A 15,796-nucleotide genomic window follows, 5' to 3' on the forward strand; every position below is an offset into this window, starting at 1 on the left:
TTGCACAACACTAAAGTTTAATAACAGGGATATTCCTATGGAAAATTTGTAGCCGGAGTTTATTTGGTAACGATTGTTACGGAGAAAGAAAAAGTGTCGGGGAAGATTGTGAAGGAGTAAGTGGTTTTTCATTTCTCCTTACCAACAAACCCCGCTCGATAACATTATCCAACTTTCCAACCATCCCATTGCACCCGTCACCCCGTCCATGTATTCTCGCAGGAAAAAAGACATGGACGCATTCGAACAAATCATTGGCCAACTTCTGATAGAAGAAAAGTATTGGGTTAGACATTCCGTAAAGATCGATCTCACGCCTGATGAAAAAAGAAGTATTAACAAACCTTCCACGCCAAGACCGGAGATTGATATAGTGGCATATAACACAACAACCGATACAATACCTGCTTGAGGTAAAGTCTTACCTCGATAGTCCTGGTGTTGTTTATGAGCATGTAGCTATTGAACAGGACGAACAGTCCGGCCGGTACAAGCTACTTACCGCAAAGAACTACCGGGAAACACTGGCGAAACGGCTTCATGAGGATTGGTGCAAATCCGGCCACATCCTTCAAAGTACAAGGATCTCGTTCGGGCTTATTGCCGGAAAGGTTTACCGTAATAGAGAGCTAGAACTCCGGAAATATTTCGAAAAGCAAAGTTGGTTATTCTGGGGCCCGGCGGAGATCAAGAGCCGGATTCTTCGGCTGTCTGAAAAGGGTTATGAGAATAATGCGGTGACGATTGCAGCCAAGATCCTAATCAGGAGCTAAGCAAGACGGAACTTCAGTTTATTTGAACCAAGGTTGGTTTAGTGGTGCGAAATAAACGTTTCGGAAAAAGGCTGGTTAGGGAATGTCTGGGAATGGCTCAGGAAGGATTGGGCGGTGCAAGGAAACCTGTAGTTTGTTTTGAACTGGTGCTAATATTCTAAACCTCAAGTTTCTTTTGAAATTGGTAATTCAAGCCAAATTTAAGTAAATTTGAAATTATGATACTAACTATAACTATTCGCGATCTAATCGTAGCTATGGGTGGAACTGCTGTTGTAATTATCTCAGCGTTTGCATTTGGTGGTAAAATATTGTTAGGAAAAATAACAGCAAAGTTCCAGCATGAATACAATGAAAAAATTGTAGGATTGACTAATGAATTATCTAAGAGTAACAATCTTTTAAATAATGCACATTCAATTTTCCTAAACAATGTAAAAGCAATCAACGAAAGGAAGATTTTAATCTTAGAACAAATATGGAAAAATACCTTTATTGTTAAAAGAGCAATACCTCCTAATGTACAATTAACATTGTGGATACTTCAAGATTCTGAGTGGTCTATTGAAACACTAAAGAATATGCAGCCATTTGGAAAACCAACAAAGTATGATAGCATTAAAATGGAAGCTAAAAACAATTTGCTAAAAGTGAGTGATGAAGCTTTTCAATTTATTGATGGAGCCCGTTGTTTCATCTCCCAAGAATTATATCAAATGTATTGGGCTTATAATTTGGTAATCCACCGAACAGTAGACGGATTTATTCGAGGAGTCACTTATAACAATCTAGAGCTGTGGAAGAAAGACGAATATACTATTCAAGGCTTAAAAACTGTTTTGACAGATACGGAGCTTCAGCAAATAGATAAAAAAACCATGGGCTCCTTTAGTTTTACTGTTGATCTACTGCAACTTAAAATTCTTGATCGAATAAAACAAGAGTTAATAGGGAAGAACGAAAGTGCAAATAATTTAAAAAATCTTTTAGAAGTTGAGGAATTGAAAAATAAAATTGAAGCAGGAAATGAGAGTGCAACTATTTAATTTAGATCCCGGCTTTTTTGTCAACTCTTTGTTAATCTTGAATATATTTATCTGTTTTCACACCATAGTACTCTCTAGTTCAATTCCAATTATTTTAATCAAATTATAATTCTTTAAATGAGTGAAATAATTTTAAAATATGGTCACTGTATTATTCCGAAAAACACATTTTTATTCCGAGGCCATCTCAGTGAGAAATTTGAAGATGTAATGTTTTTCGCAACAAAGATATGGATGGCGAAAAATGTCGGAAAAGGTATTCAGGTTTGGAAAACAAAAAGCGATATTGAAGTTGGTTTTTTTGTTAACTATTTGAACTCCAGAAGTCATGCCGTTTCTTCAATACCAAAAATATATTCAACCTTTTTTCCTGAAGAAAAACAATTTGAATTAAGTGATTTAGATATAAAACTAAATCCGAAAAGGATGGTCAAATTAGTTTCAAGATTGAAATCAGAAAATATACTAGGATGGCTTACCTCTTATGAAAATAGAGAAGAACTTGAAATTTGCTTTATAAATAAAAAGAAAACAGAGTCATCGCTAATTTTTGTAGAATCTTCCAATAAAAATAATGCGTTGTATTTTAAGGACAGCCTCAGTAAAATAAAAATATTTCCGGCAAATAGTTTTTTCGAAATAAGTAAAAGTAAAATCACAGAAAAATCATTTAATTCAGAATACTCAAAAAACATCTATAGAAAATATAAGAAATCAATAAGTACTCAAATTCAAGAGGACGTATTAAACGGAGATGATAAAATCAAAGCAATCCATTTTTATTATAACTTAAGGCAGAAACTAAAAATTTAAACATGTCCATCACTCTTTTCACTAACCATACACATCCATGCACATAGCAGCGCCTAAGCCATTATTGATTCTTGATTATAAATTGTTTTTCGGAGAAGAGCCACCGGAAAATAGAATCTCCTTAATCAGTCATATTTCTAAGGAAAGCATTCTCTATGAAATATCAGGATTAAACTATCGTCTTAAGCCCAAAACGGAAATTCAAATTGATGAGACATTTGAAACACAAGTAAAAGAGCTCAAGTATTTCACTATGACGAAAGAACAATTTGTTAAGTATTCTAATGTTGCAGAAAGATACACAAAAAGTAAGGAGGAATATCCAATCATCTTTAATAGGCAAGCTTGCCTATTTGCAATGGAAGAAATAGTCAACTCCTCAGAGATAAAAAACATTGACAACTTCAAAATGGCAAAGCCTGAAGTTTGGGATAGTATTCTAAGATATTTTTTAGCAGTAAATTATACAATCACACAAATAAGAGAAGAAGACAAAGATACAAGAGTTGATTTCGAATCATTAAACCCAAAACTCCCCCCACTAAATGAAATGTCGATCGAAACTGATCCGGTATTCACTCCTTTTCGAGGATTTCATCTAATTGACTTTTTTCTTAAACACGAAGTATTTGGCATTGAAATTTCCAAGTATTTTAAAGTTGTGTATAATATTGAGCCGCAGCAATTCATATTTGAATTATTCAGCATGTACTTGTCAAATAGTAGCGAAAAACCAGAACACAATTTTTTTTATCTAATAAAAGAAGGCCACCAAAACCTATATGATAAACTGAGCCAAGCAACACCTAACAAAGAAACTTACAAATTAATCACTATCCGCAAATCTCCATTTATCAATGTCGGTCCTTGCAAGTATATCTTATCTGACAATTCATTCCTTTTAGAGAAAACGTACTCGCAATTTCTAAATGATTTTTGGTTTGATTGGATAAAAAATGTAAAAGATGAGCAGGGTAAATCAAAATTCAAAATTACCTTGTATCGAAGTGCGTTTGGTTATTTCTTTGAAAATTACATGGGTGAAATACTGAAGGTTTGCTTTGAGAATTACAAGCATTCAATTCTACTTATGTTTAATCAACTGAAATTGCCCACGAAGAACGGAAATATCGAAATCGCAGATGTGTATTTTAGAAGTAATTCTAAGATTATACTTGGTCAGGTAAAATCAAGTAGTATTTATGACGATGATAAATTCGGAGGGACTATTGACACTTTATATAAAAATGACAGGAATTCATTTTTTGAAAAATTCGGCGTAAATCAATTAGTAAAATCGATTGAAATTCTTGAAGAGCACATGATAAATATTGACCCGAAGTTTCCTAAAGGTCATGTCTACACAATCTACCCATGTATCTTTTTAAATGACAAAGCGCTGCAAACTCCTTTAATGGCAGATACCTTTAATGCAAGATTTCAAGAATTAATTGTTGATCTAAAAACAAATAAAGTCAATATTAAGCCACTAACATTAATACACATTAACGATCTTGAAAAGTTAGAAAATTACCTTAATAAAAACCCCAAGGAGATCTGGGAACTATTTCGTTTTAATCAAAGAGACAAACATTTTATTCCTCCAATATATGCAACTTTAAATTTTAAACTTAGAGGGTTAAAATACCCTGATAAGATTATGAAACTATTTACATCGCTAGTTTCCAAATACAATCCAAACAATGAAGAATCAAGGCAGCCTGAAGAATCTGATAATAACTTAATAAAGCAAGAGGGCGTATAATTTACGCCTCCTTTGCTTATCTTTCATGAAACTCGTCTTGAAAACGCTGTAAGGTAAAGGTCCATCAACATAAATTCTTATAAAGTGTATATTATTAGTAAAGTTGCTATTAGTACATCCACAATCAAATTCCTTGTTTTATCGTTCAGCTGTTCATTCGGAATAAATTCAATTTTTATTCAAATGGGATATAAATTTAAATTATTTCTTTAATTTTCTTGAAATCCTTTTATTTGGGTTAATAAATTATTCAATAGATATGTTTAACTGTTTATTTAATCCAGCTTCAACAATTTTTTTTAAAGTCATTATTTCTATATCTTGTTTATCATTTTCTAATTTTGTTATATAAGTTCGTTATGTTCCAGATAATTCAGCTACTTCTTCTTGTGATTTCTTTGCTGCTAATCTTGCTCTTCTGAATAAAGTACCAATTGAAATATTTAATTTAGAATCAATTTCACTCAGTTTATATAATGAATCAGCTCCCACATCAAATGAAACTTTTTTTCTATTGTTATCAAAATCTGTAATTGCTAAAATGACATTGTTCCAAATCAAAGTGTGATTTTCAACTTTAACTTTCGCAAATTCATTTGGATTAAAAAGTTTATATTCTGGATCTTCTTTATCAATTTTCCAAATATTTTTAAAAATATTATTAAAGTTAAGTATTCTATCTTCACCAGTACTAAACAATACAGATACAATTAATCGATCTTTTTCAATACGATTAATCTTTAATATTTTCGGTAATCTCTTATGAGGTTTACGGTTGATATTTGGTTCCGTACTATTTATTTTGGGGTTTTCATTTTGATTTTATTTTTATTCACGACCATTATTTGCCTTTGTTATTTTTTCAATCTCGGGTTTAGTTCGAAAAAAATTCTTTCAGCGTTTTCTCTATTTTTCCCTGCTTTCAGCCACTTGTGTACCAGTTTTAGTTTGTTTGTTGGTATCCACCCTTCATAGGTTTTGCCTGTTCTTATTTCAATCAATATTTCATCTTCAGCGAAAGCTGCATGAAAATGTGGAGGCAGATGCTCTTTAGAAAAGATCGATATTTTAATGCCATTCATTTCGGCTAATAATGGAGCCATTTTAGATTGTTTTACAACAAATGTACCTAATTAGGTGCATAAAATTAAGTATTTTGCTAATTTTTAAATCTATGAATATCAACATGATATGTAAATTTCACAAACTCCTTAATATAAATACCCCGCTCGCCGGAATGTTCAACCGAATTAATAATGCAGATTAAATTACTATGTAAAATTAATAACTTCTCTTCAAGGACTAAGACGTGTAACACCTAACGCTGCATTATTCTCAATCAATGAATAATCTTCCGCATCAACAATGCCATCACCTGTGAGATCATTGACATTGTAACCAATAATGAATCCTGAAGTTTGGTTTTCTAACTGAATGAAGTCGTTGAAATTTATAATTCCATCCTTAATTCCAGACGTTATGCCATTCGTAATATCGCCGCTCCAGATTCCAAACTTGCCATTGCTTAAACTTGACTGGTTATTCCCATAAGCTTTGTTTGCAGCTGTAGTGAAGTCATAGCTTACAGACGAAGAATTAAAGTTCACCGGTAAGCTGCTCCATGTTTCAAGTGAATTACGATGTTTGACAACTATATAATACTGTTGTCCGATAATGGAAGGATTGAAAATAAATTGTCCTGAACCTGAGGTGTCAATAATTTCTTTTGCTGATTGTATTAAATTAAATGGATAACTGGTGTTATGCAATTCTACAATAATGGTATCGCAAATTGAGGGATAATTAATTTTATCAACCACTGCACGCATGGTTCCTGATGTTAATAAATACCCCTGAATTAATACCTTTAGATTTAATGTAACTATACAGCCTTCATCTATCTGACCATTGCAATTTTCATCAATTCCATTTCCACAGATCTCAGTTGAAGCCGGATTAATCAATGCATTTCCATCATTACAATCACCACCTATTAAAGCAGTATATATTCCGGATGGCGTACAAAGCCTTGCTGAATCTGTTGTTGAACCATAATTGTCATTATCTGAATCTGCAAAATAAAATATCCCTGCACCAATTAATTCGTCAGCACCAATATCGGGTGTTGTATTATTTCGTGCCTCACCATCAATATCAGTTGTAATTGAAGATGGAACACCTCTATTAACATGATCACAATTATCATATGTTAAATGCAGATCATTCTCATTATTAACAAAAACTACCGGTGTATTTATCGATTGCATGTCGCCACCGGAAATAGCTTTCCAAGCAGCAAAAGATTTATCTGAGTTCAGCGGCCAAAACGGCCACATACCAAGCGTGCTGGTGTTGGATGTACTCAAATTATTGTAATTGGAAGCTGTAGTGCTCCATGAAGTTCCGGTTAGATTCACAATTGCGTAATGACTTCCGGTACCTGATCTATAATTATGAAACAAATTATTTACTACCTGTACGTTTCCTGTTGTTGAATTTCTCCAAAATGACGATGAATTGGAAACTCCTGAATTGACGCCACCGATATAAACAGAATTATGAAAAAATGAATTGACTGATGAGGAAGTACTATGATCATAAATTCCAAAAATCGATGCCCTATGTGAATAAGGAGAATTAGTAATTGAGATCATATTATTGGAGGCAGTAATACTTCCGCTTCCGCCACGGTATTTAATTCCAAGTAAAACTTGAGAGCCGGAAGTCGTAACCGGAATTGTTTGAAAATTATATATTTTATTTTTCAACACATTAACAATTCCATTCTTAACAAATATTCCACATACAACAGGATAGAAGCCACGGTTAGAAGGTTGCGCGAGCAAACCTGTAATTAAATTGCCTGAGATCAATTGTGGCTGAATAGAACTGGATGCATTCAAAACAATTCCTATCAGCGCAAAATCTCCGGACTCACCGGTTTCATCAGAAGATTTTATAGATGTTGATTTTATATTATTAATAATATTTTCGGTGATGGAATGAGAATAACTTCCTGTTCCTGAAAAATTAATTCCGGTAAATGATGATGAACCTGTAGATAATAAATTAGAAATTGTGTTATTTTGAATAGTTGCTGCTCCATCAACAGCAGAGGTCGTGATTAATATAGCTGAACATGTTCCGTTTGAAGCCAATGAAATCGAGTTCGGAATAGTTAAACTCCCAAATCTGTTGCCGGAAACATTTACTGCTGAACCATCACAATAAATTCCGGTAAAGCTTGTTAGCATTGGATTTGTTTGAGTAATATTTTCAAAAATGTTATTAGTAATATGTTGAGTACTTGGAGAAGTATTTTCAAGACTTATTAGAGCCATTCCACCTATTCGTTCATTGTATATGTTACTGAATTTATTATTAGAAACAAGCATCGAACTTATATCAGAATGAATAAGACGCATTCCCTCAAAACTAGTGGTGGAAGAAGCGTTTAAAAATGTCACGTTGGCTATGACATTATTTGTGATAGTATCATATGAACTAGTAGAATATAAGGATGCAGATATAGCCTTAAAATCAAAAGTGTTCGCGCCGTCAAATTTCAAACTATTCGACTGAACAGTATCACCAATTAGATTATTATTAACGGTTACAATCCCTGACATAGCAATACCTCTAAATGCCGCAAAACCTCCAATTTGATTAAACTCAATATTTGCGATCTTATTATTGTTGACTTTAATTCGTCCTGTCGGTTCTTCATTTTCAACATCTATACCTACGAAAGAGCTACTTGAAATTACCATAGGCAAACCACCGGTTCCGGGAGCTGTACCACCTAGATAATTATTCGTAACATTAAAATCCAAAACACCGCAATTCAAAACAGTAATCCCACCATTAAATACATTTATTCCGTCTCCATAAATATTATTTTGTGTGATGAGCCAGTATCCAATATTTGCTCTAACTTCTATTGCATCACGGCAGCCAACGAAATCATTATTTTGAATAATGACATCATTGGTTTGCATTCCACTAGATCCATCAGCAAAAATTCCATAAGATGGAATACCAATGCTATCTATTCTATGACCAATTTTGCAGTTTTGAATGGTAGTAAAATCATTACCTGAACCTCCTGATGATTCCGGGCCAATAGAAATATTTCTTGAGCCTAAGCCTCCTTCAATCGCAAGGGCATTCAACAAATTATTAGTTGCGTCATTATAAATATAAAATGCCGCGCGAAAAGGTGTAGCATCTCTGCTTCTAAACCGCAGCCTTCTTGTTGTTCCCAATGTCCCGCCCGGAGAACCATCAAAAATGATATGGTCAGCACCATCAAGTACGATCATACCACCAAAAGAAGTATTATATGGGCCTATAATATTGATTGTAGAAGATGCATCAGATCGTGCCCGGAACACCGCCTTTTTTGTTGCTGTTCCCGAATAAGTAATTGTTATCGGATATGTTTCTGACGTACTGACATAATCACTCTGAAATTCGAAAAATCTTTTTGAATTACCAGGCAAATTATTTAATGCGTTTACAGCGGCCGTAAGTGTTGCGAATTTTGCCACATAATTATCTCCGTTTGGTTGTGTATACGAAGCACCGGGCCCGATCGCATAATAATCACCGGCTACAATATTCTCGCCGATTCCAATATATGCTCCGGTAAAATTCACAGCGCTTGTGAATGAGGATAATGATAAAGTTGTTGTAATTGTGGAACCTCCCACAATACCACCAATACTGCTGTAAGAAAGTTGAGAATTATTTGATGAAAAACCTACCAGGTTATTTGTTGTAAGTATCGGAACAGGAGTAGTAAGCGTTAATGCAAAACTTCCAATTGATGTTATTGAACTTAATCCGCTAGTATTTACATACCAGTACCTGTTTGTCATTTCACCATGTAAATTCGATGTATTAGGACCGCCTGCAGGAATAGATTCATGTGCTTCAACTTCCAAATCTAGCGCGGAGAAACCAGAAACTGTAACATTATTAAATTTGATTGGCTCGTATAAAAGTTTGCCGACAGGAAAAGTAATTGATGAAGTTGCACCTGTATTTATAACTCGAATTAATGTGCCGTTAACATATGATGAACCGGATCCACCTGTGATGCTTGAAGTTGCTTTAATTTTAACTAAACCACTACTGCATACAAAATTACCATTTGTAAGGATTAGATTTGATACTGTTACAGAAGAAGAAACTGCAACATGATTTGAACCTTTGTTGATCGATAATGTGTTTAGTGTACTCACAGATGTTGGGATGGTTATCCCGGCATCTGACCCACCATAGTTAAGATCTGTAGAAGAGTTGGTTGTAAATCCAGCCGTACTGCCATTCACAAAAGCAATATTTGGTCCGTTTAAAGTAAGTGAAGAATTGGAAGAAACGAATGTAGTTGGATTGATAAAATTTCCGCTACCAACAATGGTAAGAGTGCCATTTACTGTTAAAGCCACACCATTCTGACTGACATTAAATTCATTATCAATCGTCAAATTATTTACAACAGTAAGAGCAGAACCAATATCCTGAGCAGAGGAACCATTGTAGATGTAATTCGCTGCAGGATTGAAATTTCTTCCTCCTGTAGTTCGAATATTTCCGGTGGCATTTCCAGGAAGCGTGATCCCTGCTGATGAACCGACTTCCATAGTAGCTCCGGAAGACAAATTAAATGCGCCGGTTCCTGAAACGATAACAGTACCACAATTAATTCCGCCGTTTACAGTCAATGCACCATCCACTACTACACCAGCTGAACCACTTAATCGCAAAGTATTTTGCACAGAATAGGAGGCGCCGGATGTTATATATAGAGAATCGAAAAAGTTTGTCAATGAAATACCTGACATTATTTTACTAGTTCCCTGTAATTTAAATATCTGCGTTGAGATGCTAATAAATGAACCGTCAATCGTAAGATCACCATTGATAAGAAAGTTTGCGGTATTGTTATTATTTATTGTAACCCCGGTCCCAACATTTAAATTGTTACAAGAGATAGCTGAATTTCCTCCAGGTGTTGTTGACCATGAACCTGAAGTAGAAACAAAAGAGAGATTTCCGAAAGTTCTTCCGGATATTGAAATTGATGGAGTCAGAGAAGAAGATCCCTGATAAATAAAATTCGAATTAATATCAAAGGTAGTAACATTCAAAATTGAAGAAATTGCGGAAGTGGTATTATGAATGAATGTAGCTCCTGAATTTACTTTCATTGTTCCGGTGGAAATACTCAACGTGCCGGAATTGAGAAACGTTCCATTGATAGTGAGATCATCTCCGCTTCCGTTGACTACTGATAATGCAATTCCAGGATTTGTAGTGATCTGTCCACCCGTATTAATTACTGTTTGATCGGCGGAAACGGCAGCCGAAACAGATACGATATGAGAATTTAAAATGGTAATACTACCTTCAGTATTAGTAGGTGTAAATGGAGCCGGGGTGACCCATGTTGTTCCATTCCATCTCTCCCATGTGGAAGTCTGATTCCAATTTCCATTTTGATGTGATTGGAAATCGTTGATCGATTGAGCGATTAACTTTAAATTAGAAAAAAAGGAAAATACTATTAGCAGTATAAATTTAGTGCGCATAATGTGTGTTGATTAAGGTGGTAATTAATTGCAAAAATGAGTCAGTTATCAGAATTAGATATATTCAGTTTTAATTACTGACAACTACGAAGATTCATTTAAATCTATAAACCTGCAATCACCTAATTCGGGGATAAAGTCAAATTTCATCTGAACTGAATAGTAGGAACCGGTCTGCTTACTCCGAATTTCGAGCTACCCACCGCTCGGTGATTTCTTTTGCTTTCAATACTTCCGTATTATCCTTTCTCAAGAAGTGGCAAGATTCCCGAGCGGGTAGTATAGATTTATTTATTAACTTTGATTGGAATGATCACTAGGAAACGGCCTTGCCAACTCCCGGCGGAATCTCGCTACTGCATGCGTAAGGGGATTGAGGAAGTAATGACTTTAAAGATTCTGTCGATCGGGTGACCCATGTTGTTCCATCCCATCTCTCACAAGTGGAAGTCTGATTCCAATTTCCACTTTGATGTGATTGGAAATCGTTGATCGCTTGAGCGGTTAACTTTGAAATTAGAAAAAAAAGAAAATACTATTAGCAGTATAAATTTAGTGCGCATAATGTGTGATCATTAATGTGTGAATTAATTACAATAAAGGAATTGTGAAAAGATGAAATCTAATCAACTTGATAGTATCGAAGATGGCTTGCATTAATGAAGAATACCTCGAAAGTGTAATTCCCTTGCTAAATATAAGATATTCGATAATAAAAAACGTTGGAGAAGTTGAAAATGATTTTTTTACAACTATTTAATTGAGATGTGAAATATGGTTTAAATGACTTACAAAAGTTTGTTTAAAATCGTCAGAAACGATTTAATTGGAGTAAAAACGAATTTTCAACCGGAATGATCTATACCCGATATGATGCAATCATGCCTCATTTCGCAAGAAAGAGGCTTTTTTGTTTTCTCCCGATAACTAACGGGAAGGAGACGTTAGGACTCGTTTGACGCGGGATTGATTCGCTCACGTTTCGCTATAGGGGTTTTGGGTGTTTCGCTAAATAATTATCGTCTGCGGAACAGATTTCTAAATGTTTTTAATAGGTGTTGGGTAGCTTATTCGTTATGATTCATTGTAAAATTATTAAAGTTGATTAGTATGAATTAATTTATAATGACGTAATGTAAGCACAAGTCTAACATCTTTATCAATTAATTAGTTTAGACACACTAAGAAAAGCCCATTTGACATAATGAAAAACTCGTCTACCAAATAGTGCCTATGCAATCAATCTTATCTCTATATGTTTGTTCTAATCTCCTGTGTACTATTTAATTAAAATCAAAGCCTTTCATTGAAATGAAAATAATTATTTCTATTCTCTTACTGACAATAAGTTCCGCAACACATGCTCAACAAATTTTTGAAAAATATTTTTCAATCCACGGTACAGCCTGCGCCGCAGAAGATTCCGATGGCCATTTTTGATATCTGTTCCTAGGACACTACTATAATGAAATGTGATAGCAACTTAAATCCAATCTGGACGAAAGCTTACGATTTTTCAACTTACGTTTTTGAAATTCTGGATAATGGAAAATTGGCATGTGGCGGATATAAGTATGTTAATAATTTTCCGTCTCTTTATTTAGCTATTCTTGATTCAATCGAGATTCACTAGTGCAAACTTGCCTGATGGGCCAATCAATTATTCAAATAACGGAACACAACTCAAAATTAATAGTAGAGGGATTATTTTGCTTCGAAAGCTACTTAATTAAGTTCAAGTTATAGTAGCTATAACCTATATGTTGGACACAGAGGAACAGGCTTTCAAGTCAATTCTCTATACTAATGGTGGAAATAATTTTCATCACTCATAGATGCCTAAGAAAACTGGTGGCTTCGATTTTTACAAATATACCTTGGGGCTCTTATCAAAAGAAAATATATTTTAAAGATGCACTCAATGGTTGGATAATGAATGGTTATTATGATTCATTAATTTATCATACAATAGATGGTGGAATAAATTGGACTGCAGATTCACTGCCATCACCAATGGGCGGTTATGCAAATAATGGAATTTCATTTGTTGATTCATTAACAGGTTTTTTAACAGGAAGATATTCGTTGATGAAAACAATGGATGGCGGATTAACATGGACGGTGGTAGGCAATGTTTCCGGTGGCGATATAGCATTCAGGGATAGTCTGAACGGAATCCTTGTAAGTAGCAATGAGCTAATTTTCCAAACGACCAATGGTGGAATAAGTTGGGCTATGGTTTATCAAACACCTTTATTTTTATCCGTCAATAATTTCCCCAGAGCTTTTGTTTCGGATGGATCATTTTATGAATTTAATAATGCCGGCGCTCTCCTCAAATCCAACGATGGAACTAATTGGAAATACATTACATGGAATACATTTCCTCGATCGTATGGAAATAGTGAAGATCCTCAACTGGCTATGAGCTCAGCAAAGAATGGCATTTTTGTAAGTGCGTCCGATTGCACACCTGGTTCCTGCGGAAACAGTACTTTTTATACCACTGATAGCGGATTTACCTGGCATCAATTCGATTACTTGACGTGGAACACCGCCATTCAAACTAAATCTGATACTGAATGGTATTTCGTGGATTCATATTCTTTAACTTCCAACACTATTCTCTATGAATCGAATGATCAGATGCAAACTTATTCTCAAATTTATAGTTTTAATGACAGGATCAGATATATAAACTTCGCCGATTCGCTACATGCCGTAGCTGCGGGTTATAACACTTATTATTCTCAGGATGGCGGACTAACCTGGTCTATGGCAACAGGAATCAATGCAACTTCCTGTTTTAATGGTACCTTTCCTGATGCCAAATATGGTTGGATGATTAGATATAATAAGCTAGCTAGGACAAGTGATTACGGTGCTACCTGGAATGTAATCTATACTGATCCGTCTTTTCAAAACTATTTCAAAAAAGTAATTTTTACAGACACGTTGCATGGATTTATTGCACATCAAAATGCACCTTCGTTTGAAATGACAATTGATGGAGGGAATACATGGACTACATTAAATTCTCCAGGCTACATTTATGATTTCTATATGACAGATTCATTAACGGGATGGGTTTCCACTCGACAGTGGAATATTTTATTCAAACGATGGACTTCTAAGCTTCCAATTGCAATACGACTTACCCGTGTCCAATTTATTATTCTTAGATGAGGTTCATGGATATGCTGCAGCATCGAATTTATTTTTAAGTACAGATCAAACGAGTATTATAAATAATATTATTTCTGTCTCTGAAAAAGAAACTCCTCAGGTTGATATTTATCCCAATCCCGGAAATAATATTTTTCATATCAGAGTTCACGAAGGACTGCCCATTTTAAATTTCAAAGTGTTTGATCAATTAGGTCGAGAAATTATTGCTGTAAAAATGGTAGATAATCCTGAATCTGAATTTGATCTTAAATACATATCTGCAGGCACCTATTTTATTTCCATACAACTTTCTAACGGGAGCATGATTCTACAAAAATTCATAAAATTGATTAGTACATTTTCTGTGATTTGAAACAATTTCCAACACTTGAAGTGGACATAGTTAGAAGTTTAATTTGAATATATAATTCAACTGAACATTCCGCCAATCAGGAGAAATTAAACAGGCAATATTCTACTTTTATTTCTAAAGCTCCGCAGAGATTTCTATTTCGGATTAGAAATTTCTATGCTCGAACTGTCTTTTGATATTTTTACATTATTCTTTTTCGACCCATCCTTATTTTCTACGCTAACACCATTTTCATTCATTTTTATAGTTGTGCCTTCTTTCTGTGATGCAGAATCAACAACTATAGTTTTATTTTCCTCGCTGGCAACAGGAGCAGGAGCTGCTTCAACAGGTTCCTTAGTTTCAGTTTGGCTGTTGCACGCAGCGAATACCAGCATTGTCAGGGCTCCGAATAAAATAATGTTCTTTTTCATATGGCTTTTGGGTGAATACTTTTCTTTAAAGGTAATAAATAAAATGTATTGACAATTTTTTCTGTTCAAAGACTTTAAATTTGATTGTAAACGATTAATTCACTTTTTGATAAAATAATTCAGATGCTATGTAGTCTAAAATGTTGTTACACCTTTTGCCAATTCTTTACTTGTTTTTAAAAAGAATTTATATACTTATATTGAACAAGATGATGAAAATTATCGGTTAATTTTACGAAAACAATAAAATAGATTAAAATGAATCTTGTGAAAGGACAGATAATTGAATGGACTGAAAAAGTCTTTTTAGATCATGGAAAGAATGCAATCTTTTGTGGAGAGCGAACTAATACAGGCCAGATAATTAAAGAAAGCTATGGAGACAAAAGAGGCCAGCACACATTTACGATATTGATTCAGGCAAGCAAAGGTTATCAGGCATTATCGGTTGGGAAAAATGTTTGCAGAAAAGGCCGTAATGTTTACAGGACAGCTAAAATTATTAAAGATGTAGATCAAAAAATTAAAACTGAATTAACAATTGAAAAGTCTAAAAGAGCTATTGCTGCGAAGCAGAGAAAATATAAAAACTGGATCGATGAAGGTAAAACGAGTAAGCTCAAAAAAATCCCATCCGGAATTTTGAAAAGTAATATTTAACAAATTATATATAATTCAGCTGAACATTCAGCCAAACAGTGAAACTGATAACGTTGAATTGACCTGCTAGGCCTAATCTTCAACCGAATCATAAATGCAAATTAAATATACTGTTGTGTCAAATTCAACTTTTTAATATTGTAAACTGTACGACGATAGGCGGATTTGGATATTTTACTAAAGAGTAGC

The 15,796-nt window shown here is 34.3% G+C and carries 12 protein-coding genes; 8 read left to right on the forward strand and 4 right to left on the reverse strand.

What is annotated here, in order from left to right; genetic code table 11:
• Positions 1 to 232 precede the first annotated feature (232 nt).
• The 4 genes from IPL24_13730 to IPL24_13745 all read left to right on the forward strand — a co-directional run bounded on the left by IPL24_13730 (position 233) and on the right by IPL24_13745 (position 4,397).
• A complete protein-coding gene (locus IPL24_13730; GenBank protein MBK8364671.1) occupies positions 233 to 412 on the forward strand; it encodes a hypothetical protein in 180 nt (59 codons plus the stop codon).
• A 579-nt stretch (positions 413 to 991) separates the two neighbouring features.
• The gene (locus IPL24_13735) at positions 992 to 1,819 is read left to right on the forward strand and encodes a hypothetical protein (protein ID MBK8364672.1); all 828 of its coding nucleotides are present in this window, start codon (positions 992 to 994) and stop codon (positions 1,817 to 1,819) included.
• A gap of 117 nt (positions 1,820 to 1,936) precedes the next feature.
• Positions 1,937 to 2,632, forward strand: a complete 696-nt coding sequence (locus IPL24_13740) for a hypothetical protein (protein MBK8364673.1) — start codon at positions 1,937 to 1,939, stop codon at positions 2,630 to 2,632.
• Between the two features lie 37 nt (positions 2,633 to 2,669).
• Positions 2,670 to 4,397: a hypothetical protein gene (locus IPL24_13745; GenBank protein MBK8364674.1), complete on the forward strand. Its 1,728-nt coding sequence runs from the start codon at positions 2,670 to 2,672 to the stop codon at positions 4,395 to 4,397.
• A 357-nt stretch (positions 4,398 to 4,754) separates the two neighbouring features.
• Here IPL24_13745 and IPL24_13750 read toward each other — a convergent pair whose 3' ends face one another.
• The 3 genes from IPL24_13750 to IPL24_13760 form a co-directional block, all read right to left on the reverse strand.
• Positions 4,755 to 5,096: a hypothetical protein gene (locus IPL24_13750; GenBank protein ID MBK8364675.1), complete on the reverse strand. Its 342-nt coding sequence runs from the start codon at positions 5,094 to 5,096 to the stop codon at positions 4,755 to 4,757.
• A 155-nt stretch (positions 5,097 to 5,251) separates the two neighbouring features.
• Complete coding sequence (locus IPL24_13755) at positions 5,252 to 5,500, reverse strand: DUF4160 domain-containing protein (GenBank protein ID MBK8364676.1); 249 nt, start codon at positions 5,498 to 5,500, stop codon at positions 5,252 to 5,254.
• 192 nt (positions 5,501 to 5,692) lie between these two features.
• Complete coding sequence (locus IPL24_13760) at positions 5,693 to 10,993, reverse strand: hypothetical protein (protein MBK8364677.1); 5,301 nt, start codon at positions 10,991 to 10,993, stop codon at positions 5,693 to 5,695.
• 1,465 nt (positions 10,994 to 12,458) lie between these two features.
• Between IPL24_13760 and IPL24_13765 the strand changes: the two genes are divergently transcribed.
• The 3 genes from IPL24_13765 to IPL24_13775 all read left to right on the forward strand — a co-directional run bounded on the left by IPL24_13765 (position 12,459) and on the right by IPL24_13775 (position 14,534).
• Positions 12,459 to 12,626 (forward strand): hypothetical protein, encoded by a 168-nt coding sequence (locus tag IPL24_13765; GenBank protein MBK8364678.1) that lies wholly within the window; start codon positions 12,459 to 12,461, stop codon positions 12,624 to 12,626.
• Between the two features lie 218 nt (positions 12,627 to 12,844).
• Complete coding sequence (locus tag IPL24_13770; GenBank protein ID MBK8364679.1) at positions 12,845 to 14,179, forward strand: hypothetical protein; 1,335 nt, start codon at positions 12,845 to 12,847, stop codon at positions 14,177 to 14,179.
• Positions 14,154 to 14,534, forward strand: coding sequence for a T9SS type A sorting domain-containing protein (locus IPL24_13775; protein MBK8364680.1), 381 nt, complete (start codon positions 14,154 to 14,156; stop codon positions 14,532 to 14,534). The genes IPL24_13770 and IPL24_13775 overlap by 26 nt, the downstream gene beginning before the upstream one ends.
• Positions 14,535 to 14,668: 134 nt before the next feature.
• Here the strand turns inward: IPL24_13775 and IPL24_13780 are convergent, their stop codons facing one another.
• Positions 14,669 to 14,947, reverse strand: coding sequence for a hypothetical protein (locus IPL24_13780; GenBank protein MBK8364681.1), 279 nt, complete (start codon positions 14,945 to 14,947; stop codon positions 14,669 to 14,671).
• 258 nt (positions 14,948 to 15,205) lie between these two features.
• On the opposite strand from IPL24_13780, the gene IPL24_13785 reads away from it, so the two are divergent.
• Positions 15,206 to 15,607, forward strand: a complete 402-nt coding sequence (locus IPL24_13785; protein MBK8364682.1) for a hypothetical protein — start codon at positions 15,206 to 15,208, stop codon at positions 15,605 to 15,607.
• Positions 15,608 to 15,796 lie beyond the last annotated feature (189 nt).

The sequence above is a fragment of the Bacteroidota bacterium genome (assembly GCA_016711505.1).
GTDB lineage: Bacteria > Bacteroidota > Bacteroidia > AKYH767-A > 2013-40CM-41-45 > JADKIH01.

Excerpts from the sequence above, each read along its gene's own strand:
- IPL24_13785 (MBK8364682.1), top strand. The coding sequence starts at position 15,206 with ATGAATCTTGTGAAAGGACAGATAATTGAATGGACTGAAAAAGTCTTT.
- IPL24_13780 (MBK8364681.1), bottom strand. The coding sequence starts at position 14,947 with ATGAAAAAGAACATTATTTTATTCGGAGCCCTGACAATGCTGGTATTC.
- IPL24_13755 (MBK8364676.1), bottom strand. The coding sequence starts at position 5,500 with ATGGCTCCATTATTAGCCGAAATGAATGGCATTAAAATATCGATCTTT.
- IPL24_13740 (MBK8364673.1), top strand. The coding sequence starts at position 1,937 with ATGAGTGAAATAATTTTAAAATATGGTCACTGTATTATTCCGAAAAAC.
- IPL24_13745 (MBK8364674.1), top strand. The coding sequence starts at position 2,670 with ATGCACATAGCAGCGCCTAAGCCATTATTGATTCTTGATTATAAATTG.
- IPL24_13760 (MBK8364677.1), bottom strand. The coding sequence starts at position 10,993 with ATGCGCACTAAATTTATACTGCTAATAGTATTTTCCTTTTTTTCTAAT.
- IPL24_13730 (MBK8364671.1), top strand. The coding sequence starts at position 233 with ATGGACGCATTCGAACAAATCATTGGCCAACTTCTGATAGAAGAAAAG.
- IPL24_13765 (MBK8364678.1), top strand. The coding sequence starts at position 12,459 with ATGAAATGTGATAGCAACTTAAATCCAATCTGGACGAAAGCTTACGAT.
- IPL24_13735 (MBK8364672.1), top strand. The coding sequence starts at position 992 with ATGATACTAACTATAACTATTCGCGATCTAATCGTAGCTATGGGTGGA.